Origin of the sequence: Aliisedimentitalea sp. MJ-SS2 (assembly GCF_032586155.1) — a bacterium.
Classification (GTDB): Bacteria; Pseudomonadota; Alphaproteobacteria; order Rhodobacterales; family Rhodobacteraceae; genus JAWHTC01.
Window position 1 is genome coordinate 427,765 of record NZ_JAWHTC010000004.1, and the last position, 20,195, is coordinate 447,959.

The window sequence follows — 20,195 nt, forward strand, 5'->3', positions numbered from 1 at the left end:
AGGGCGCCCGTTTGTGACGCCCTTTTTTGAAATTCGAACCGTTAGATCGGATCAGGAGCTGGCGACCGGGGCAGGGGCTGCCTTTTTGGCGGAACCAGCGGGGGTGAGAGGATCGTCCTGACGCTGAACCGAGCCTTCGAAATGCGCGCCGCTTTCGATAGCGATGGTCTTGTGGATGATGTCGCCTTCGACGCGGGCCGTCGAGGTCAGGCGGACCTTGAGGCCGCGTACACGGCCAACGATGCGGCCATTGACCACGACATCATCGGCAACCACTTCGCCCTTGACGGTGGCACCTTCGCCAACGGTCAGCAGGTGAGCGCGGATATCGCCTTCGACGGTGCCTTCGATCTGGATGTCGCCGGTGGTCTTGAGGTTGCCCGAGATATGCAGGTCAGCCGAGAGAATCGATGCCGGCGGCTTGGCCTTGGGCGTGGCCGGAGCGGCCTTGGACTTGAACTCGCCCGGTGCGGCAGGCGCTGCTGCAGGTTTGGCTGCAGCGGGGTCCGCGGGTTTTGCGGTGTCCGGCTTGGCGCCGGGCTCGTTGATTTTGCTTTTAGAAAACATTGTTTGCAGCCTTGATGTAGATCATGGGGTTAACAGCTTTACCACCGACACGTACTTCGTAATGCAGGTGCGGGCCTGTGACACGTCCAGAGGCTCCCATATCACCGATGCGTTGCCCGCGCGAGACCCTTTGTCCAACCTTAACGCGAATTTTATTCATATGGGCATAGCGGGTTTCGATGCCGAACTCGTGTTGGATCTTGACCAGACGGCCATAGCCCGAGCTCCAACTGGCGTGGACAACAACACCGTCAGCAGTGGCATAAAGCGGAGTTCCGACCGGTCCAGCAAAATCGACGCCCTTGTGCAGGCGGCGTCCGCCGGTTTTCGGGTCACGGCGATACCCGAAGCCGCTGGTAAAGCGGAAGCTGGATTTGACCGGGACCGCGAAGGGCGCCTTGGTGGCGGCGATGCGGTACAGGTTCAGCCGGTCCATCTGATTGAGGATACGGTTGGCACGCTTGGTATCGGCGCTGGGTTCTTCGCCTTTGGTCGAGAAGGTCAGCGGCGTCAGCGGCCCACCCTGGCCGGAATAGCCGCGGCGCACCTGTTTCAGGATCGAGTCGGTGTTCATGCCTGCGGCCTTGAACATCTTGTCCAGCGGCTTGACCGAGATTGTCATGGCGTCTTCGAGCTGGCGGAAGATCTGGTCGTTCTGATCCTGCATGATCTTGATCTTGAACGCCATTTCGTCGGCCTCGTGAAGCGCGTCCTGAGCGTCGGCGATGATCTTGTCCCGCTCAGCGGCGGTGTCAGCCAGTGCGCCCTGAAGGGCAGAGATGGCGCCGTCCATCGCGGGGCTTCCGCCGACTGACGCGCCCTGGGCACCGGTTTCGGCCATGGCGAGCTGTGTTTCGTTCAGCGATTTGCGCGCGCTGTCACGTTCTTTCATGGTGCGGCGCAGCGTCGTCTGGATCACCTCGATCCCGGTTTCCAGCTCGCGACGACGGGTTTCCGAGGTCAGAAGCTCGGACTGCATGGTCGAGATTTGTTGCAGGGCGGTGTTGAACCGTTCCTGAGCGGCGATGGCCTCTTCGGCGCGGGTGTCGCGTTCGGCTGCCAGGAAGTTCAGCCGCGCCTCGTAGGTGCGTTGATCACGTTTGGCTTGTTCGCGGAAATTGCCCGAGCCGATCGAGTCCATCAGCAGGATCGCTGTGGCGATGATCGCCCAAGCGACGATTGACGAAGCTCCGAGAAAGCCTAACACCTGAACGCCGGGGCGCAGGCGGATGAACCGCGTGTCGCTGTCCGAGCGCAGAAAGACACGGCGCTCGGGAAAAAACCTCTCGAGAACCGTGTGAATGCGAATTGCCATACGTGAGCGCAAGATACTGTCCTTCAAGTCCCATCCCAATTGGCGCGCCATCCCCCAAGACCATGCGCCCCAAATGTGATTACCCGTAGGGTAAGAATGACGCAAGAAATTTAGGCCAAGTGATTCGCTCTGTCGCAGTTTCCGGGGCTGTTCAGGCGAAAAACCGCCCAAATCTCAATGCGTTTTGCGCCCAGGCGGGGTTTCCTCGGCCAGCGGCCAGTAGAAATCGGGGGGCAAACCAGCCTCGGCGCGTTTCTCTTCGTTGAAGGGTGGTTTGAGCGCACCGTGGAAATAACGCCGCACCAGGCGGTGAAACTCGTCTTTTGGGTCGAGTTCGTGACGACCGCACAGGAAGTGGAACCATTTCGAACCATAGGCGACGTGGCCAACCTCTTCGGCATAGATAACCTCGAGGGCGGCAACGGTGACGGTTTCATCCGCTTTGCGGAAGATCTCGATCATGCCTGGGGTCACGTCGAGCCCGCGCGCTTCGAGCACCATCGGCACCACGGCGAGGCGGCCCATGATATCGTCCACGGTGTCCTCGGCGGCGCGCCACATGCCGGCGTGGGCGGGAAGCGCTCCGTAATGGCTGCCCATGGCTTCAAGACAGTCGCATATTAGGTTGAAATGCTTGGACTCTTCGTCGGCGGCCTTGACCCAGTCATCGTAGAAACCAAGCGGCATTTTCACTTTGGTGAAACGCGCCACGATGTCCCAGTGCAGGTCCACCGCATTGAGTTCGATATGGGCCACCGCATGTAACAGCGCAATGCGGCCCTGCGGGCTGCCGGGGCGGCGGCGCGGTACGTCGCGTGGATCGAGTAACTCGGGCTTTTTCGGGCGGGCCGGGTGCAGTGGCGGGTCGGCCCGGCCGATCTCCAGCGGCGTGCCGGTTTCGCGGGCAGCGAACCATTGGGCGGCGTATTTGTGCGACAGGGCGGTTTTCTCGCGGCCATCGCCGCAAGTCAGGACCGCGTTGGCCATCTCGGCAAGGGTCAGCACCATTCAGAGCGCCTTGGCCGCGTCAAGCACGGCTTCGGCATGGCCGTCGACCTTGACCTTGCGCCATTCGGACACGATCTGGCCGTCGGCGTTGACCAGAAAGGTTGAGCGCACGATGCCGAAGAACGTCTTGCCGTACATCTTCTTTTCCTTCCAGACATCGAACGCCTCGCAGGCGGTGCTGTCGGCGTCCGACAGAAGCGGTATGGTCAGGTCCTGCTTGGTGCGGAACTTCTCGTGGCTGGTCAAAGTGTCCTTGGAAACGCCGAAAACCTTCACCCCAAACGCGTCGAATTCAGGCTTGAGCGTGGAAAAGGCAATCGCCTCTTTGGTGCAGCCCGCAGTGTTGTCGCGCGGGTAGAAGAACAGCACGAAGGGTGCGCCTTTCAGAGACGATAGGGAATGGGTTGCACCGTCATCGCCGGGCAAAGAGAAGTCGGGGGCGGGGCGGGGCAGATCGCTCATTGGGGGGTCCTTTGGGCAAATTGTTACCGGTTTGGCACCGGTTCGTGGAAAATCCGGTTTCATATTAATATGTAAGGGGCGACAATAGAATATAAGAAGCGCATCCACGCTGTGCGGCGACCCGAGAGCAGATGACCGAGAGTACTAAGGATAAGTCCAGCGACGATCCGGACACCGATGCGGTGGACGAAGCCGAAGGCGTTCAGGTTGAAGAACCTGCCGAGGAGCAGGGGCCGTCCGAAAACGAGCGAGTCGAAGCGGAAGACATTGTCGATGACGATGAACAGGTCGATGCGCAATCCGACGCGGGCGACGTCGACGACGAAGATATCCCGGCTGATGCTGTAGAGAATGACGTTGAAGAGATCAAACCCAAGAGGCGCAGACGCCGTCTGCTGTGGGGGCTGTTCTATACGTTGGTCGTGCTGGCGGGCCTGGCTGTTTTGGCAGGCTACATGATCGTCGGGCGACCCTTGGTCGCGCCAGACTGGTTGCGCGAACGGATCGAGACTCAGGTTAACCAACAGTTGGGCGCGGTGCAGATCGGCCTCGGGCAAGTAACGCTTGTTGTCGAAGAAGGCTGGCATCCGCGGGTGCAGATCCATGATGTGGACTTTGCCGACCTTGAAGGGCGGCCCTTGCTGACGCTGGCCGATGTCGAGGGGACGTTGGCGCTGAGGCCGCTGCTCAGTGGGCAGGTTCAGCCGGCGCGCGTGTGGCTGACCGGGGCGCAACTACAGCTGCGCCGCGATGAAACCGGCCAGGTTGGGCTGAGTTTCGGTGAGGGTGGTTCGAGCATCCAGCAGGCGGCCAGTTTCGTGCAGTTGATCGAAGAGGTTGACCGGGTTCTGGTCAGTCCGACGCTTGCCGATCTGCAATCGATCTCGGCCGACGGGCTGACCGTGCGCTACGAGGATGCGCGGGCCCGCCGCGCCTGGACCGTCGATGGCGGGCGGGTCAACCTGATCCGGAAGCAGGACAACCTGACCTTGCGCGGGGATTTTGCCCTGCTCAGTGGCGGGGCCAGCGCGGCAACGGTTGAAATGAGTTATGAAAGCCGGATCGGCTCGGCCGCTGCCCGGTTCGGGATCAGCTTTGCCGATGTCGAGGCCGATGACATCGCCGCCCAGTCGGCGGCATTGTTGTGGCTCAATGTGCTGAGGGCGCCGATTTCCGGGTCGTTGCGGGGGTCTACGGGCGAGGACGGCGAATTGGGGCCGGTCTCGGCCACTCTGCAGATTGGCGACGGGGTGCTGCAGCCCACCGATGAAACCCAGCCGATCCCGTTCCGGGCGGCGCGCAGCTATTTCACCTATGATCCGCAGCGCCAGAGCATGCGGTTCGATGAAATGATCGTGGACAGCGAATGGGGCAGCCTGCAAGCCGAAGGCCGGGTGGTGCTAGGGCAACTTGAAAACGGCTTGCCCAAGGACTTCACCAGCCAGATGCGGATCAGTCAGCTGAGCGTCAATCCGCAAGACATGTACCCGGTGCCGATCCGGTTCAGCGACGTAACCATGGATATGCGGATGACGCTGGATCCGTTCCGCGTGACCCTGGGCGAGATGACGCTGCGCGATGGGGCGTCCCAATTGCTGATGCGCGGTGAGCTGAACGCGCGCGAAACCGGGTGGGACCTGAGCTTGAACGGCAAGCTGGACCGTCTTGCTCCCGAGCGCCTGGTTGAGTTGTGGCCGGTCAGCGTGGTTCCGAATACCCGAAATTGGATCAATGCAAACGTTCTGGGCGGGGATTTGAACAACGTGCAGATCGGATTGAATGCGCAGGCCGGAAAGAAGCCGGTGATCTATCTGGGGTGGGAGTTTGACCAGCTGGACACGCTGTTCATGAAGACAATGCCGCCGATACTGGGGGCCAAAGGCTATGCCAGTCTGTATCGCAATACGTTGACCATCACCGCCGAGTCGGGGCGGATCCAGGCAGATCAGGGCGGTGCGGTGGACATTGCGGGCACGGTGTTCGTCATTCCGCAGGTGGGCGAAGAGTTCGCGCCCGCTTTTACCCAATTGCGCACCAAAAGCACGATCACTGCGGTGCTGTCACTGCTCGATCGTGAGCCGTTCCGCTTCATTTCCAAGTCCGGGCAGAAAGTGGCCATGGCCGATGGTATTGCCCGGGCGCAGGGACGCGTTGATTTCCGGCTGAAAAAGAACCTGCCGGTGGAAGAGGTGGACTATGTGGTCACGGCCGATCTTTCCGATGTACGCAGCGAAACGCTGGTGCCGGGCCGGGTTCTTGCGGCCTCAGCCCTCAAGGCGCAGGCAAACAAGACCGAGCTGCGCATCACCGGTGAGGGGCGTATCGGCAAGCTGCCGTTCGAGGGCCGGTTCGTGGCACCGCTGGGCCCGAGAGCGGGAGGTAAATCGCGGATCGAGGGCACGGTCGAGCTGTCGCAGCGATTTGTAGATGAATTCCGCCTGGGTCTGCCGAAAGGCAGCGTCTCGGGGACGGGGCGCGGCGCGGTCAAGATAGACATGGAGCGTGGCAAGAGACCGGTGTTTTCGCTCACGTCCAACCTGGCAGGGCTGGCGTTGCGGGTGCCGCAGATCGGTTGGTCGATCGGCCAGAAAACCCGCGGTACGCTTGAGGTTGCTGGACGATTGGGTGATCCGATGGAGGTGAGCGAGATTACCCTGAACGCACCGGGGCTGCGTACCACCGGGCATTTGGAACTGGGCCGGGGCGGCACGTTCAAGGCGGCGCGGTTCGACCGGGTGCTCGCCGGGGATTGGCTTGATGCGCCGGTTGCATTGGTCGGTCGGGGGGCTGGCAATTCGCCCGAGGTGGTGGTGTCCGGTGGAACGGTCGATCTGAGCCAGACCGAGATCGGTGCGGGCAGCGGATCGGGCGCGGCCCAGGATGGCGGGCCGATGACCATCAGGCTGGAGCGGCTCAAGATCAGCGAAGGCATTTCGCTGACCGGGTTCTCCGGCAGTTTCACCACGGCCGGAGGAATGCGAGGCAATTTCGCTGGCAAGGTCAACGGAGGAGCGCCGGTGACCGGAAGAGTGGTGCCGCAGCACGGGCGAAGTGCCTTCGAGATCACCTCGAACAATGCAGGGGGTGTGTTCAAATCCGCAGGCCTTTTGCCCAATGCCCACGGTGGGTCGATGAAGCTGACCCTTGCACCCGGCGGCGGTACCGGCGTGTACGAAGGGCAGTTAAATGCGAAATCTGTCTGGCTGCGCAAGGCACCGGCGATGGCCGCGCTGTTAAACGCGATCAGCGTCGTGGGGCTGTTGGAGCAACTGTCTGGCAACGGCATCCTGTTCGGACAGGTAGAAGCGCGATTCCGTCTGACCCCGACGCAGGCGATCATCGCCCGATCAAGTGCCACCGGGGTGTCGATGGGTATTTCCATGGACGGTTATTACAACCTGACTTCGGGGGCGATGAACTTCCAAGGGGTGGTCTCGCCTTTCTACGTGCTGAACGCAGTAGGCGCGGTGCTGACTCGCAAGGGCGAGGGGCTGATCGGGTTCAACTACAAGCTGGTCGGGACCACCGACAATCCGAAAGTCAAAGTAAACCCATTGTCGCTGTTGACGCCGGGCATGTTTCGCGAGATTTTCCGCCGCCCGCCTCCAAAGTTGAATCAATAGATACAGCACATGAAACTGAGTGATTTCGATTTCGATCTGCCCGAGCGGCTGATTGCCACCCGTCCGGCCAACCCACGCAGTTCTGCGCGGCTGTTGGTGTCTGATGGTGATCGGATCACCGATGCGCATGTGGGTGATCTGATCGATTGGCTGCGCCCTGGCGACCGGCTGGTGCTAAACGATACCAAGGTAATTCCGGCGCGTCTCAGCGGTGAGCGTGTTCGGGTCAGCGATGTGGGTGAGACCCGAGGCAAGATCGAGGCGACCCTGCTGGAGCCGCGTGCCGACGGGCATTGGGCAGCGCTGATCAAGCCCTTGCGCAAGCTGCGGGTTGGCGAGCGGATCGAGTTCGGTGCCGGCTTGATCGCCACCTGTGCAGAAAAGGGGGAGGGGCAGGCGATTTTGTCCTTCAATCTTGAGGGGGACGCGTTTGACATGGCGCTGAACGAGGTCGGCGCGATGCCTCTCCCGCCCTATATCGAGGCGTTGCGCAAGGCCGATGAACGCGACCACGAGGATTATCAGACCGTCTGGGCCGATCGCCCCGGTGCGGTTGCAGCGCCAACGGCCAGCCTGCATTTCGATGAGCTGCTGCTGCAAAAGCTGCGGGATAAGGGAATTGAATTTACCCATGTGACCCTGCATGTGGGCGCGGGGACTTTCCTGCCAGTTAAGGTGGATGACGTCACCTCTCACAAGATGCACGCGGAATGGGGAGAGGTCAGCACGCAGGCCGCGGCGGAAATCGCCGCTACCAAAGCCGACGGTGGCAGGGTAATCCCGGTCGGAACCACGGCGCTGCGTCTGATCGAGACCGCCAGTCGGGGCGGCGGCATTGCCCAGTGGAACGGTGATACGGACATCTTCATCTATCCCGGGTTCGAGTTTCAGGTCACCGACGCGTTGATGACCAATTTCCACCTGCCCAAATCGACCCTGTTGATGCTGGTTTCGGCCTTGATCGGACGTGACCGGGTAAGGGCGGTCTACGATCATGCAGTCAAGGCCGAGTACCGGTTCTTTTCCTATGGCGATGCCTCGCTGCTGATCCCCTGACGGCAGGATGATACGACCGAAACGACGCCCAAGGAGTCGCAAAATGGCGTGACCGGTATAATCTGGCTGCGATATGCGGGCGGTCAGACAAGGAGACGCGCATGCTACAGGTTATCTCGTCCAGTTGGGCCTTGCTGCTTGGCATGATGCTCTTGATGGTTGGCAACGGCCTTCAGGGCACACTTCTTGGTGTGCGTGGTGACATTGAGGGCTTTTCGACTTTCGAGATGTCGATCGTGATGTCGGCCTACTTCCTTGGCTTCCTGGGCGGGTCGCGGTTGACGCCAGGGCTGATCCGTAGGGTCGGGCATGTGCGGGTGTTTGCGGCGATGGCCTCGTTCATCTCGGCCGTGCTTGTGCTCTATGCTACCTGGGCCAACCCTTGGTTCTGGGTGGTGATGCGGGTGATTGTGGGTTTCTGTTTCTCGGGTGTGTATGTGACCGCTGAAAGCTGGCTCAACAATGCGGCCACCAACGACACGCGCGGCAAGGCGCTGTCGCTTTACATGATTGTTCAGATGGTGGGCATCGTTGCGGCGCAGGGGCTGCTTCTGACCGCCGATCCGTCTGGCTTCATGCTCTTCATTATCCCGTCGGTGCTGGTTTCGATTTCGTTTGCACCGATTCTGTTGTCGATCTCACCGACGCCTGCCTTTGAAAGCTCGCGTCCCATGAGCCTGAAAGAGCTCTACATGCTGTCGCCGTTGGGCTGTGTCGGCATGTTCCTACTGGGCGGGATCTTCTCGGCCCAGTTCGGGATGAGCGCGGTCTACGGGGCCGAGGTGGGTCTGAGCCTTGGGCAGATTTCGTTGTTTGTGTCTGCCTTTTATATCGGCGCGACGCTGATGCAGTACCCGCTGGGCTGGTTCTCGGATCGGATGGACCGGCGAGTCCTGATTTTTGCCGTCTCCGCGCTGGGTGCGGCCGGGGCGCTTCTGGCAATGTTCGGCGGCGGCTCGTTCCAGGTACTGCTGGCGGCGGCCTTCATCATCGGAGGTACTTCGAACCCGCTGTATTCGCTGCTCATTGCCTATACCAACGACTTCATCGATCTTGACGACATGGCCGCCGTGTCCGGCGGGCTGGTGTTCATCAACGGGCTAGGGGCAATTTCCGGACCTGTCATAACCGGCTGGAGCATGGGTATTTTTGGCCCACCAGGGTATTTTCTGTTCATCGGTATGATGTTGGCAATTTCCGCCGTCTACGCGGCCTGGCGGATGACGCAGCGGGCGGCGCCTGCCGTGGACGAAACCAGCGGTTATACCCCGGTGACGATGTCAACCTCGGCGGTGGCGGTGGAACTGGCCATTGAAGAAGGTGCCGAAGATACGGAGCAGGGTTCAGAGTCAAATTAACCACAGAGTCATAAAATGTCGCATACGGACATAAAACTTTACTATTCATTCGCAAAGAAAGATGTGTAACGTCTGTGTAAAGAGTGGATCACGGTGAGTGGAGGAGGCGAACCGATGACAGGTCCGGACGAGATTCTGAAGTTCTGGCTCGACGAGGTTGGGTCCGAAGGTTGGTATGCGCAGTCAGACGCACTTGATACCAAAATACGCGAACGGTTTTTGCCGGTTTATCAGGCCGCCTGTGAAGGGTCGTTTTCCCTTTGGCTGACCTATCCTAGCGGTACCCTGGCCTACATCATCCTGATGGATCAGTTTCCGCGTAACATGTTCCGGGGGGAGGCGAAGGCCTTTTCCACCGACGACTTGGCCCTGGCTTCGGCCAAGGTGGCGATCAACAAGGGCTGGGACATGAAGATCGACGAGCCGGCGCGGCAGTTCTTCTACCTGCCGCTGATGCACTCGGAGAGCCTTTGTGATCAGGAGCGCTGTGTCCGGCTGATGAAGGAACGGATGCCCGAAGCCGGGACCGCGAACCTTTTGCATGCCAAGGCACATCGCGAAGTGATCCGCCAATTCGGCCGTTTCCCCTATCGCAACGAGGCGCTGAGCCGTAAGACAACCGGTCCGGAAATGGACTATGTTGGGGCCGGGGGTTACGGTGAGACCATGCGGCAGATGCAGGCCGCCAGATAAAACAACCTCAATATCAATGGGTTAGGCCGCGCATAGCTGTTATGCGCGGCCTTTTTGTTTTGCTGGATTGTCGCGTGTAAATAGATAGTTTAATATCAAACTAAATTTGGAATCGGAGTTTTGTCAAAATGGCGGACAGCACATTCGACATTATCGTGATCGGAGCGGGACCGGGGGGATACGTTGCCGCGATCCGCGGCGCGCAGCTTGGGCTCAAGGTGGCGATTGTCGAGCGCGAGCATATGGGCGGTATTTGCCTAAACTGGGGCTGTATCCCGACCAAGGCGCTGCTCAGATCGGCTGAGGTGTTTCATCTGATGCATCGGGCCAAGGAATTCGGCCTGAGCGCGGACAAGATCGACTTCGATCTCGACGCGGTCGTTCAACGTTCGCGCGGGGTGTCGAAACAGCTGAATGGCGGGGTCGGCCATCTGCTGAAGAAGAACAAGGTCACCACCGTTATGGGCGAAGCGCGTCTGACCGGCAAAGGTCAGGTGACAGTTAAAACCGATAAGGGTGAAGAGGTTCTTAAGGCCAAGAACATCGTGCTGGCCACCGGTGCCCGGGCGCGCGAATTGCCGGGGCTCGAAGCGGATGGCGATCTGGTCTGGACCTACAAGCACGCGCTGGTGCCGCCTCGGATGCCGAAGAAGTTGTTGGTTATCGGATCAGGCGCGATCGGGATCGAATTTGCCAGTTTCTACAACACCTTGGGGGCCGACACGACGGTAGTCGAAGTAATGGACCGGGTGCTGCCGGTGGAAGACGAAGAGATTTCCGCCTTTGCCAAAAAGCAGTTCGTTAAGCAAGGCATGAAGATCATGGAAGGTGCCATGGTCAAGAAGCTGGATCGCGGCAAAGGCAAGGTTACGGCCCATATCGCCGTGGGCGGCAAGGTCGAAATACAGGAATTCGACACGGTGATCTCTGCAGTGGGGATCGTCGGCAATGTGGAAAACCTGGGTCTGGAAGAGCAGGGTGTGCAGATCGACCGCACCCATGTGGTGGTGGACGAGTACTGCGGCACCGGGGTCGATGGCCTCTATGCGATCGGCGATATTGCCGGTGCGCCGTGGTTGGCTCACAAGGCCAGCCATGAAGGGGTTATGGTGGCCGAGAAGATTGCCGGACAGAAAGTACATCCAGTGCGGCCCGAATCCATTGCGGGATGCACCTATTGCCATCCGCAAGTCGCTAGCGTCGGTTATACCGAGGCCAAGGCCAAGGAGTTGGGCTATGACATCAAGGTCGGGCGCTTCCCATTTGTTGGCAACGGTAAGGCGATTGCATTGGGCGAGCCCGAGGGCATGGTAAAAACCGTGTTTGATGCCAAGACCGGCGAGTTGCTGGGCGCCCATATGGTGGGGGCCGAGGTGACCGAGATGATCCAGGGCTATGTCGTGGGCCGGACGTTGGAAACCACCGAAGAAGAACTGATGCACACGGTCTTCCCGCATCCCACCCTGTCAGAGATGATGCATGAAAGCGTGCTCGATGCTTACGGGCGGGCGATCCACTTCTGAGATCGTTGGCAGGCAAAATGAAACCCTCGGAAAGCTTGCGTTTTCCGAGGGTTATCTTTTGATCCTCAGGTCAGATCAGGCCCGTTCCGTAGCCCCGCCGCCGCGCACCCAGTCATGCAATCCGCCAAGATTGCGCACGTCCTTGAAGCCCATCTGGGTCAGATAGCGCGCCGCCTGGCTGGACCGTGCACCGGTGGCACAATAGACGACCAGCGGCTTTTCTGTATCCAGCGTCTTGTCGAACTCGGGATGACGCGGATCGCATTTCGCTGTCATCTGCATCATCGGGATGTGCTTGGCCCCCTTGGCCTTGCCCGTGACCGCCAGTTCGTTCATCTCGCGAATATCAATCAGCTGCATCGAGCCGTCGCCCGCGCCTTTCACAGCCTCTTCCGGGTTGATGCGGTTTCCGCCGCCACCGAACAATCCAAACATGTTAGCCTCGTTTGCGTTTCCTGTGGGCATGAACGCCCGTTGAACAGGGATATAACATTCAATACTTCGCATGTTAAGGGGTGACGGGAAAAATCTCCGTGAGGTGAATTGCGATGTTCTGCTTACGTTCGCATTTTTTGGTTGGAAGATAGGCGAGGCTGCTTTATCTCAGGGGAACGCTTACCGGGGGGTCAAATGGCCGAGCTGAAACATATCGAGGTGCGCGGAGCGCGCGAGCATAACCTCAAGGGCATCGACGTGGACATCCCGCGCGATCAGCTGGTCGTGATCACCGGGCTGTCGGGGTCGGGCAAATCCTCTTTGGCGTTTGATACGATCTATGCGGAAGGGCAGCGGCGTTACGTTGAATCGCTCAGCGCCTATGCGCGGCAGTTCCTCGACATGATGGAAAAGCCGGATGTGGATCATATCGCGGGGCTTTCCCCGGCGATTTCGATTGAGCAGAAAACGACGTCGAAGAATCCGCGGTCCACGGTTGGGACTGTGACCGAGATTTACGATTACCTTCGATTGCTGTTCGCCCGGGCCGGGACGCCCTACTCACCGGCCACTGGGTTGCCGATCGAGGCACAGCAGGTGCAGGACATGGTCGACCGGATCATGGGTCTGGAAGAGAGCACGCGCGCCTATCTTCTGGCGCCCATCGTGCGCGACCGGAAGGGCGAATATCGCAAGGAATTCATCGAGTTGCGTAAGCAGGGTTTCCAGCGGGTCAAGGTAGATGGGGCGTTCTACGAACTGGATGAACCGCCGACTCTGGACAAGAAGTTCCGCCATGACATTGACGTGGTGGTCGACCGGATCGTGGTACGCGAAGGTATGGAAACCCGGCTGGCGGATTCACTGCGCACGGCGCTGGACCTGGCGGATGGAATCGCGGTGCTGGAAACCGCACCCAGCGAGGGTGATCCGGAACGGATTACTTTCAGTGAGAATTTTGCCTGTCCGGTCAGTGGCTTCACCATCCCGGAGATTGAACCGCGTCTGTTTTCCTTTAACGCGCCGTTTGGGGCCTGTCCGGATTGTGACGGGTTGGGGGTCGAACTGTTCTTTGATGAACGTCTCGTTGTGCCTGATGCGACGCTGAAAATCTATGACGGGGCGCTGGCGCCGTGGCGCAAAGGCAAGTCGCCCTATTTCCTGCAAACCATTGAAGCGATTGCCAAACACTACGAGTTTGATCGCAACACGGCGTGGAAGGACCTGCCGAAACATGTGCAACAGGTGTTCCTCTATGGCTCGGGCGATGAAGAAATCCCGTTTCGCTATGACGAGGGCGGGCGGGTCTATCAGGTCACGCGTGTGTTTGAGGGGGTGATCCCCAACATGGAGCGGCGCTATCGCGAGACCGATTCGAGCTGGATTCGCGAAGAATTCGAGCGTTACCAGAACAACCGTCCTTGCGGGGCCTGCGACGGGTTCCGGCTTCGCGATGAGGCGCTGGCGGTTAAGGTGGGCGACCTGCATGTCGGCCAAGTTGTGCAGATGTCGATCCGTGAGGCGCTGGACTGGATCGCGGATGCGCCGAACCATTTGTCCGCCCAGAAGAACGAGATTGCCGCCGCGATCCTTAAGGAAATTCGCGAGCGGTTGGGATTCCTGAATAACGTGGGATTGGAATACCTTACGCTGAGCCGTTCAAGTGGCACCCTGTCGGGCGGCGAGAGCCAGCGCATCCGTCTGGCCAGTCAGATCGGCAGCGGGCTGACCGGGGTTTTATATGTACTCGACGAGCCCTCCATCGGCTTGCACCAGCGCGACAACGACCGGCTGCTTGGTACGCTCAAGAACCTGCGCGATCAGGGCAATACCGTGATCGTGGTGGAACATGACGAAGAAGCCATCCGCGAGGCAGATTACGTGTTTGATATCGGGCCCGGTGCCGGGGTGCACGGCGGGCAGGTGGTGAGCGAAGGGACGCCAAAGGAAATCCTGGAAGACGCGGCGTCGGTCACAGGGCAGTATCTGTCAGGTGCGTTAAGCATTCCTTTCGATCCCGTCCGTCGCAAGGGAAATGGCAAGAAGGTGACGGTGGTCAAGGCCACGGGCAACAACCTGAAAAAGGTCACGGCGGATTTCCCACTGGGCAAGTTCGTCTGTGTGACCGGCGTGTCGGGCGGGGGGAAATCGACCCTGACCATCGAGACATTGTTCAAGACCGCGTCGATGCGGCTGAACAATGCGCGCCAAACGCCGGCGCCCTGTGAAACGATCAAGGGGCTGGAGCATCTCGACAAGGTGATCGACATTGACCAGCGGCCCATCGGGCGCACGCCGCGCTCGAATCCGGCGACGTATACGGGCGCGTTTACGCCAATCCGCGACTGGTTTGCCGGGCTGCCCGAGGCCAAGGCGCGCGGTTACAAGCCGGGACGGTTCAGTTTCAACGTCAAGGGCGGGCGCTGCGAGGCCTGTCAGGGCGACGGCGTCATCAAGATCGAGATGCATTTCTTACCGGATGTCTATGTCACCTGCGAGACCTGCAAGGGCGCGCGCTACAACCGCGAAACCCTAGAAATCAAGTTTAAAGGCAAGAGCATAGCCGACGTTCTTGATATGACGGTTGAAGAGGCGCGCGCGTTCTTCAAGGCGGTGCCGAGCATTCGCGACAAGATGGAAGCGCTGCACCGCGTGGGGTTGGATTACATCAAGGTCGGTCAGCAGGCGACAACGCTTTCGGGCGGTGAAGCGCAGCGGGTCAAGCTCAGCAAGGAACTGGCGAAACGCTCGACCGGGCGGACGCTTTATATCCTCGATGAACCCACGACGGGGCTGCATTTCGAGGATGTGCGCAAGCTTTTGGAAGTGCTGCACGAATTGGTCGAACAGGGCAACACGGTGGTGGTGATCGAACACAATCTCGACGTGATCAAGACCGCCGACTGGATCATCGATATCGGCCCGGAAGGCGGCGATGGTGGGGGAGAGATTGTCGCGACTGGCACCCCCGAAGACGTAGCCCTGGTCGAGCGTAGCCATACCGGACATTACCTTGGCCCGATGCTGGCGGCAGCCAAAGCAGCGGCGGAATAGGCAGCGTACGGTCGGGTAAACGGGCAAAATTTACTGAAAATCAGCTGGCTGGCATCCGTCTGGTTCCCGTCGGCTATCTGTCGGGCGTTCGGTGGCGCAGGGTTTCGTTCAGAAAGAGGTTAACCGGGCGTACGCTCAAGCGCGAGATCCATCAACCGGGCAAAATCTGTTGTGTTTAGGCTATCGAAGTCCTGGCTGAGATCAGCGAGTTCGCTGGCGTGAGCCTTGCCCAGCACCGGGTCGGCGAAGAGGTGGTACTTATACAGGATCTCTGCATCCGAAAGCGGCAGGTCCCGATCGCCGCGCGGGGTGCGGGGTGGGGCGGTGTGGCGGGTGCCGTCGGTCAGCTCCAGCGTCACTTCGGCCCAGCGTTTGCCGACGCTGATTTCGGTCAGGTGGGGATCGTCGATCAGGCGTGTGACGTTGGAAAGGCGGAGGATGTCGGGGTCGCGCAGGGCGTCCTCGGCCAGTTCCGGCACGCCGACCTGACCGCGCACGATCATGGCGGCGACCGGGAAGGCGATGGAATAGGCGAAATCATCGGGTGTTTCGGGTTCATGACCGGCAAGACGCGTGGCGTTGTGAAAGGTGCGGATTTCGACGCTTGCGATCTGGCTGTGATGCAGGTTGTGCCGGGCCATCAGGTCAGCAACGGCGTCGATCGAGGGGTGGGCCCAGCGGCAGCAAGGATAGGCTTTGTAATGGGTGTCCTCGACCAGCCGCCAGTTGGTGCCGAGATCGGTCCAGAACGCGGCCTCTTCCTCGCCTTCGCAGGTCAGCGCCGGGGCACCGGTGAAGCCGAGCTGTGCAAGGTAGGCGGCTGTGACGCCAGAAGGTGCGCCCCAGCCGACCCCGTCACGGAGCATCGTTGGGTGGTCGATGCAGCGCATCATTTGCGAGCGGGGGCCGTGATACTCGCCGATCCCGGCGGCGTGGCGGATGGCCTCGGACGCGCAGCCCAGTTGGCGGGCGACGGCAGTGGCGACGCCGACGGCGGTCCAGGCGCCCGAAGTGTGGTAATCCGCGCAGGTGGCATGTTGGGCAAGGCCGGCGCGGTAGCTGACCTCGTAGGCAATGGCGAGGAGGGTGGCAAAGGATTGGCCGTCAACCGGGCGGTCCTGACTGGTCTCGGCGTCGGCGACGGCAAGAAGGGACGGGAAGATGGCCGACCCTGCATGACCCTTGCAGGGGGTGGTGCCGTCATGGGCATCGATACTGTCGATTGTGAAGGCCCCGGCCATGGCGGCTCCGGCGGGGCTGACGGTGTGGCCATCCATCAACATGCGTGCCGGGCCCGCTTCGGTGACTCCGAAAAGGGCGGTGGCGCCTTTACGGGCGATGTCGGACAGGCGAGTGGTGGATCCGATGGCCGCCACGCCCATGGTGTCGAGGAAGGATCGGCGCAGGGTGATGAGAACTTCGGGTGGCAACGAGGAGTATGTCAGGTTGGCGGCGAAGTGGTGGAAGGGCATTGGCATGGGGCGCGGCCTTTGGCTGTTTGTTTCAGCCTAGCGTTGGGCGCGGGCAAGGAATGCCTGAAACCGACATGCGGCGGCAAAAGGAAAAAGGGCCCCACGAGGAGGCCCCTTCCGGTAACGTCGCTTGCATTAGCGAGGCTTATTTCTTCATCGAGCAGGTGTTCATGCCCAGGATTGCGTAGGGCGGGCACCAGCCAATGAGGCCGGTGGCCAGCGGGATGATGCCGAGCAGGTAGAGCCAGCTATAGGCGCCGTCGCCGCCGATGAAATAGCCGAGGATCAGGGCCGCGCCGATCACGATGCGCAGGATACGGTCAATGCCGCCAACATTCTTGGTCATGGGGGTCTCCTTTTTACGTCCAATTGCAGGCAGGATACCCGATGGTTAACCCCTTGTCTGTGACAGGGTCACACAGCGTCCGAGGCAATGTCATCAAGCGCCGCGGGATCAAGGATTTCGACCGTGCCGCGCCCGGTCCTGACAAACCCGCGCCGGGCCCAGGCATCGAGGCGGCGCGAGATGACTTCGCGGGCAGAGCCGACCTGGGTTGCAAGCTCGGCCTGGGTGATCGAGATGGGGCCGGTCGTGGTGTTCGCGAGCGCCACAAGCCGTTCGGCCAGGCGGCATTCGACCCGTTGAAAGGCCACCTTTTCCAGAAGCTGCATCATCAGCTGCATCCGGTCGGCAAAGGCGCGGAAGACGATGGTGCGGAATCCGGGGGAGGTATCGACCAGGGTCAGGAATTTGTCACGGGGCAGCAGGACAAGTTCGGTGGACGTGCTGGTGACAGCCTCGGCGGTGTAGTCGCTGCCGCCCAGAAGACCCATGGTGGACTGGATACAGCTTTGGCCGGGGACAACCGAGTAGAGCAGGATCTCGCGACCTGAAGCGCCGGTCAACGAGACATCAACACGGCCCGACAGCACGATAGCATAGCCCTTGACCGCCTCGCCAGGGTGAAACAACACCGCGCCCGCGGGAAGTTGCATCGGCGTCAGGCGGGCAAGAACCGATCTCGCATCGGGATCGAGCCGGTTCAGCGGGGCCGCTTTTTCAAGCCAGGTCATATGGTTGCAGATATCCCACAAGGAAGCTGCGGGAAGTTTATCCCGTGACGGCCTGTGGGCAAGGGGCTTGTGGTTTTAATCCAGCAGGGCCGCAAACGCGCGAATGAAATGAAGAACCTCTCCGGTGTCGCGGTCAACGCGGTAGAGATAGTCACCGACACGGTAATAGCTGTGATCGGGATCAAGCCGGTAGCGGGCCGGATTGTGCAGGAGGTCATAGTCGGCCGTGATCCGGTCGCCCACGCGGTAGCGTTTGTTTTTGGCCAAACCCGGCGGCACGCAGGCCGGGCTCTTCTTGGCGAGGCCGGGCGGGCAGGCGGCGGTGCCGGGCGAGGCGGCCTGAACCGATGCCGGGGGGCGTTTGTTGTTCTTGCCCTTGCCTTTGCCATTACCATTGCCAGCGATGGATTGAGCGGGAAGAAGGACGAGCGAGAGAGCAAAAAGACCTATGGGGATCGCGCGCATTTGGGGCCTCTTGTGACAAATTCGAGTGCGGCCGAGTATAAGCACGTTCACGGAAGATGCGATCCGGCAGGCGTGTCCCCGGCAAGGATTCGCCGGGGGCGTGAGCGGGAAGAAGCCGGGTCAGCCCCGGCCGCGCTTTTCGAAACGGGGCAGCATGGCCGAGAAATCCATGCCAAGACCGTCTTCGGCCTCGACAAACATCTCGTAAAGCCTGGTTGCGTGTTCGCCCAAGGGCGTGTCTGCATCGGCGGACTCGGCGGCCTGTTGGGAAAGGCGCAGGTCCTTGAGCATCAGCTCGGCGGCAAAGCCCGGTTTGTAATCGTTGTCCGCCGGAGATTGCGGGCCGACGCCGGGGGCAGGGCAATAGGCGTTCATCGTCCAGCTATAACCCGAAGAGGTGGAGACCACGTCGAACATTTTCTGACGATCAAGGCCAAGCTTGTCGGCCAGCGCAAAGGCCTCGCAGGTGCCGACCATTGTGATGCCGAGGATCATGTTGTTGCAGATCTTGGCGGCCTGACCGGCGCCGTTGTCGCCGCAATGCACAGCCTTCTGGCCCATGATGTCGAAGAGTGGGTTGGCCTTTTCAAAAGCGGCAGTCGAGCCGCCGGCCATGAAGGTGAGCGTGCCACCGGCAGCACCGCCAATCCCGCCCGAGACGGGGGCGTCGACCGGCAGCATGCCTGCGCTTGCCGCCTGTTCGGCCACAGCGCGGGCGCTTTCAACATCGACAGTCGAACAGTCAATGAAGGCGGTTTCAGGGGCCATCGCCGGGATGATCTGATCGGCGACGGTGCGCAGGATCTGGCCGTTGGGCAACATGGTGATGACGGCGTCCTGATTTGCGGCTGCTTCGGCGGCGGTGGCGGCCTTGGCGACGCCCTCGATGGTGACGTCAGCGGTGTCGAACCCGGTGACGTTATGGCCTGCCTTGGCGAGGTTGGCGGCCATCGGCCCGCCCATGTTTCCCAGTCCGATAAATCCGATGTTCATGGCAGGTGTCCTTTCAGAAAGTCAGTTCGTTGTCGCCCAGCGGGGCCAGCATGGTTTCAACCGCGCCCCTTGGCAAGTCGTGAGCGTCATGCTGCCATTGCGGGTTGCGGTCCTTGTCGATGATCGCGGCGCGGATGCCCTCGATAAAGTCGCCATGTTCCATCGCGCGGAAGGTGAAGCGGTATTCCATTTGCAGGGCTTCTCGAATGGTCGCGGTTCTGAGCTGCCGCATCATTTCGAGGGTGCAGGCGGTCGAGAGGGGAGAGGAACGCAGCAGGGCCTTGAGGGTCTTGCCTGCGAACTCGGTTTCCGAAGCTTCAAGCGAGGCGACCACTGAGGGCAGGTTGGAGGCCGAGAAATGCTGGTCGATCTCGGCTTGGTTTGCGCTTGCCTGGCCTGACGGCGGCGTATCGCTGGCGTCGGCGAGGATGCTGGCGTCGCCACACTCCTCGAGCTGCTGGATCAAAGAAGGCCACTTGCCCTGTGGGATGTAGAGGTCGGCAAACCCGACAAGGATCGCATCCGCCGGGCCCATGCGGGTGCCGGTGGTGCCAAGATAAGCGCCAAGATGGCCCGGCGCATGGGCGAGGATCATCGAGCCGCCGACATCCGGGACAAGGCCGATACCGCATTCGGGCATGGCGATCTGGGAGCTTTCGCCGACGATGCGGTGCGAACCGTGACAGCCCACGCCCATGCCGCCGCCCATGGTGAAGCCCTGAAGGAAGCTGACGACGGGTTTTTCGTATTCGTGCAGCTTGGCATTCATGCGGTATTCGTCGCGCCAAAAGGTTTGGCCAAAGCTGAAATCGCCTGCCTTGCCAGTGGCATAGAGGTCGGCAATGTCACCACCGGCACTGAACGCCTTGTCGCCCTCGGCGTCGATCACGATGAGCGCGACCTCGTCATTGTTGCGCCAGTCGTCCAGCGCGGCGTCGATCGCCTTGACCATTTCGTAGGTGACGGCATTCAGCGCCTTGGGGCGTTGCAGGGTGATGCGCCCGGCGCGGCCCTGAATACGGACGGAGATGTCAGACAATGGACGAGTTCCCGGTGTGTGAAACAGTAGGCATGCGACCGCACGGGTGGGCGCAGAA

Annotated in this window: 17 protein-coding genes; 6 read left to right on the plus strand and 11 right to left on the minus strand. The window is 60.7% G+C overall.

Annotation, left to right across the window (positions count from 1 at the left end; all coding sequences use genetic code 11):
* Window positions 1-51 precede the first annotated feature (51 nt).
* The 4 genes from RXV86_RS17290 to RXV86_RS17305 all read right to left on the minus strand — a co-directional run bounded on the left by RXV86_RS17290 (window position 52) and on the right by RXV86_RS17305 (window position 3,352).
* Entirely contained in the window at window positions 52-567 is a 516-nt protein-coding gene (locus RXV86_RS17290) for a polymer-forming cytoskeletal protein (protein WP_316301508.1), read from the minus strand.
* Entirely contained in the window at window positions 557-1,894 is a 1,338-nt protein-coding gene (locus RXV86_RS17295) for a DUF5930 domain-containing protein (protein WP_316301591.1), read from the minus strand. The genes RXV86_RS17290 and RXV86_RS17295 overlap by 11 nt, the downstream gene beginning before the upstream one ends.
* Window positions 1,895-2,056: 162 nt before the next feature.
* Window positions 2,057-2,890: a ferritin-like domain-containing protein gene (locus tag RXV86_RS17300; protein WP_316301509.1), complete on the minus strand. Its 834-nt coding sequence runs from the start codon at window positions 2,888-2,890 to the stop codon at window positions 2,057-2,059.
* Complete coding sequence (locus tag RXV86_RS17305) at window positions 2,891-3,352, minus strand: peroxiredoxin (protein ID WP_316301510.1); 462 nt, start codon at window positions 3,350-3,352, stop codon at window positions 2,891-2,893. It lies immediately after the preceding gene.
* A 131-nt stretch (window positions 3,353-3,483) separates the two neighbouring features.
* Between RXV86_RS17305 and RXV86_RS17310 the strand changes: the two genes are divergently transcribed.
* The 5 genes from RXV86_RS17310 (at window position 3,484) to lpdA (ending at window position 11,605) form a co-directional block, all read left to right on the plus strand.
* On the plus strand, window positions 3,484-6,975 hold the full coding sequence (locus RXV86_RS17310) for an AsmA-like C-terminal region-containing protein (protein ID WP_316301511.1): 3,492 nt from the start codon (window positions 3,484-3,486) through the stop codon (window positions 6,973-6,975).
* Window positions 6,976-6,984: 9 nt separating this feature from the next.
* A complete protein-coding gene (gene queA, locus RXV86_RS17315; RefSeq protein ID WP_316301512.1) occupies window positions 6,985-8,031 on the plus strand; it encodes a tRNA preQ1(34) S-adenosylmethionine ribosyltransferase-isomerase QueA in 1,047 nt (348 codons plus the stop codon).
* A gap of 101 nt (window positions 8,032-8,132) precedes the next feature.
* Window positions 8,133-9,389, plus strand: a complete 1,257-nt coding sequence (locus RXV86_RS17320) for an MFS transporter (RefSeq protein WP_316301513.1) — start codon at window positions 8,133-8,135, stop codon at window positions 9,387-9,389.
* A gap of 114 nt (window positions 9,390-9,503) precedes the next feature.
* On the plus strand, window positions 9,504-10,082 hold the full coding sequence (locus RXV86_RS17325; RefSeq protein ID WP_316301514.1) for a DUF924 family protein: 579 nt from the start codon (window positions 9,504-9,506) through the stop codon (window positions 10,080-10,082).
* Window positions 10,083-10,210: 128 nt separating this feature from the next.
* On the plus strand, window positions 10,211-11,605 hold the full coding sequence (lpdA, locus tag RXV86_RS17330) for a dihydrolipoyl dehydrogenase (RefSeq protein ID WP_316301515.1): 1,395 nt from the start codon (window positions 10,211-10,213) through the stop codon (window positions 11,603-11,605).
* Between the two features lie 75 nt (window positions 11,606-11,680).
* Here the strand turns inward: lpdA and RXV86_RS17335 are convergent, their stop codons facing one another.
* Complete coding sequence (locus RXV86_RS17335; protein WP_316301516.1) at window positions 11,681-12,040, minus strand: rhodanese-like domain-containing protein; 360 nt, start codon at window positions 12,038-12,040, stop codon at window positions 11,681-11,683.
* Window positions 12,041-12,235: 195 nt separating this feature from the next.
* On the opposite strand from RXV86_RS17335, the gene uvrA reads away from it, so the two are divergent.
* Window positions 12,236-15,094 (plus strand): excinuclease ABC subunit UvrA, encoded by a 2,859-nt coding sequence (gene uvrA, locus RXV86_RS17340; RefSeq protein ID WP_316301517.1) that lies wholly within the window; start codon window positions 12,236-12,238, stop codon window positions 15,092-15,094.
* Window positions 15,095-15,213: 119 nt separating this feature from the next.
* On the opposite strand, the gene RXV86_RS17345 is transcribed toward uvrA, so the two are convergent.
* From RXV86_RS17345 to RXV86_RS17370, 6 genes are all read right to left on the minus strand, one after another.
* Window positions 15,214-16,566, minus strand: coding sequence for an MmgE/PrpD family protein (locus RXV86_RS17345; protein ID WP_316301518.1), 1,353 nt, complete (start codon window positions 16,564-16,566; stop codon window positions 15,214-15,216).
* Between the two features lie 145 nt (window positions 16,567-16,711).
* Window positions 16,712-16,912, minus strand: coding sequence for a DUF2892 domain-containing protein (locus RXV86_RS17350; RefSeq protein ID WP_316301519.1), 201 nt, complete (start codon window positions 16,910-16,912; stop codon window positions 16,712-16,714).
* 68 nt (window positions 16,913-16,980) lie between these two features.
* Window positions 16,981-17,640, minus strand: coding sequence for a Crp/Fnr family transcriptional regulator (locus RXV86_RS17355; protein ID WP_316301520.1), 660 nt, complete (start codon window positions 17,638-17,640; stop codon window positions 16,981-16,983).
* 75 nt (window positions 17,641-17,715) lie between these two features.
* Entirely contained in the window at window positions 17,716-18,105 is a 390-nt protein-coding gene (locus RXV86_RS17360; RefSeq protein ID WP_316301521.1) for a hypothetical protein, read from the minus strand.
* A 120-nt stretch (window positions 18,106-18,225) separates the two neighbouring features.
* On the minus strand, window positions 18,226-19,098 hold the full coding sequence (gene mmsB, locus RXV86_RS17365; RefSeq protein ID WP_316301522.1) for a 3-hydroxyisobutyrate dehydrogenase: 873 nt from the start codon (window positions 19,096-19,098) through the stop codon (window positions 18,226-18,228).
* 13 nt (window positions 19,099-19,111) lie between these two features.
* Window positions 19,112-20,137 (minus strand): enoyl-CoA hydratase/isomerase family protein, encoded by a 1,026-nt coding sequence (locus RXV86_RS17370; protein WP_316301523.1) that lies wholly within the window; start codon window positions 20,135-20,137, stop codon window positions 19,112-19,114.
* Between the last annotated feature and the right edge of the window lie 58 nt (window positions 20,138-20,195).

What these genes read in the sequence shown, in the direction of transcription:
- RXV86_RS17310 (WP_316301511.1), top strand. Translation starts at nt 3,484, where the DNA reads ATGACCGAGAGTACTAAGGATAAGTCCAGCGACGATCCGGACACCGAT.
- uvrA (WP_316301517.1), top strand. Translation starts at nt 12,236, where the DNA reads ATGGCCGAGCTGAAACATATCGAGGTGCGCGGAGCGCGCGAGCATAAC.
- RXV86_RS17355 (WP_316301520.1), bottom strand. Translation starts at nt 17,640, where the DNA reads ATGACCTGGCTTGAAAAAGCGGCCCCGCTGAACCGGCTCGATCCCGAT.
- RXV86_RS17335 (WP_316301516.1), bottom strand. Translation starts at nt 12,040, where the DNA reads ATGTTTGGATTGTTCGGTGGCGGCGGAAACCGCATCAACCCGGAAGAG.
- RXV86_RS17305 (WP_316301510.1), bottom strand. Translation starts at nt 3,352, where the DNA reads ATGAGCGATCTGCCCCGCCCCGCCCCCGACTTCTCTTTGCCCGGCGAT.
- RXV86_RS17360 (WP_316301521.1), bottom strand. Translation starts at nt 18,105, where the DNA reads ATGCGCGCGATCCCCATAGGTCTTTTTGCTCTCTCGCTCGTCCTTCTT.
- mmsB (WP_316301522.1), bottom strand. Translation starts at nt 19,098, where the DNA reads ATGAACATCGGATTTATCGGACTGGGAAACATGGGCGGGCCGATGGCC.
- RXV86_RS17325 (WP_316301514.1), top strand. Translation starts at nt 9,504, where the DNA reads ATGACAGGTCCGGACGAGATTCTGAAGTTCTGGCTCGACGAGGTTGGG.
- RXV86_RS17320 (WP_316301513.1), top strand. Translation starts at nt 8,133, where the DNA reads ATGCTACAGGTTATCTCGTCCAGTTGGGCCTTGCTGCTTGGCATGATG.
- RXV86_RS17290 (WP_316301508.1), bottom strand. Translation starts at nt 567, where the DNA reads ATGTTTTCTAAAAGCAAAATCAACGAGCCCGGCGCCAAGCCGGACACC.
- RXV86_RS17350 (WP_316301519.1), bottom strand. Translation starts at nt 16,912, where the DNA reads ATGACCAAGAATGTTGGCGGCATTGACCGTATCCTGCGCATCGTGATC.
- RXV86_RS17300 (WP_316301509.1), bottom strand. Translation starts at nt 2,890, where the DNA reads ATGGTGCTGACCCTTGCCGAGATGGCCAACGCGGTCCTGACTTGCGGC.
- queA (WP_316301512.1), top strand. Translation starts at nt 6,985, where the DNA reads ATGAAACTGAGTGATTTCGATTTCGATCTGCCCGAGCGGCTGATTGCC.
- RXV86_RS17345 (WP_316301518.1), bottom strand. Translation starts at nt 16,566, where the DNA reads ATGCCCTTCCACCACTTCGCCGCCAACCTGACATACTCCTCGTTGCCA.
- lpdA (WP_316301515.1), top strand. Translation starts at nt 10,211, where the DNA reads ATGGCGGACAGCACATTCGACATTATCGTGATCGGAGCGGGACCGGGG.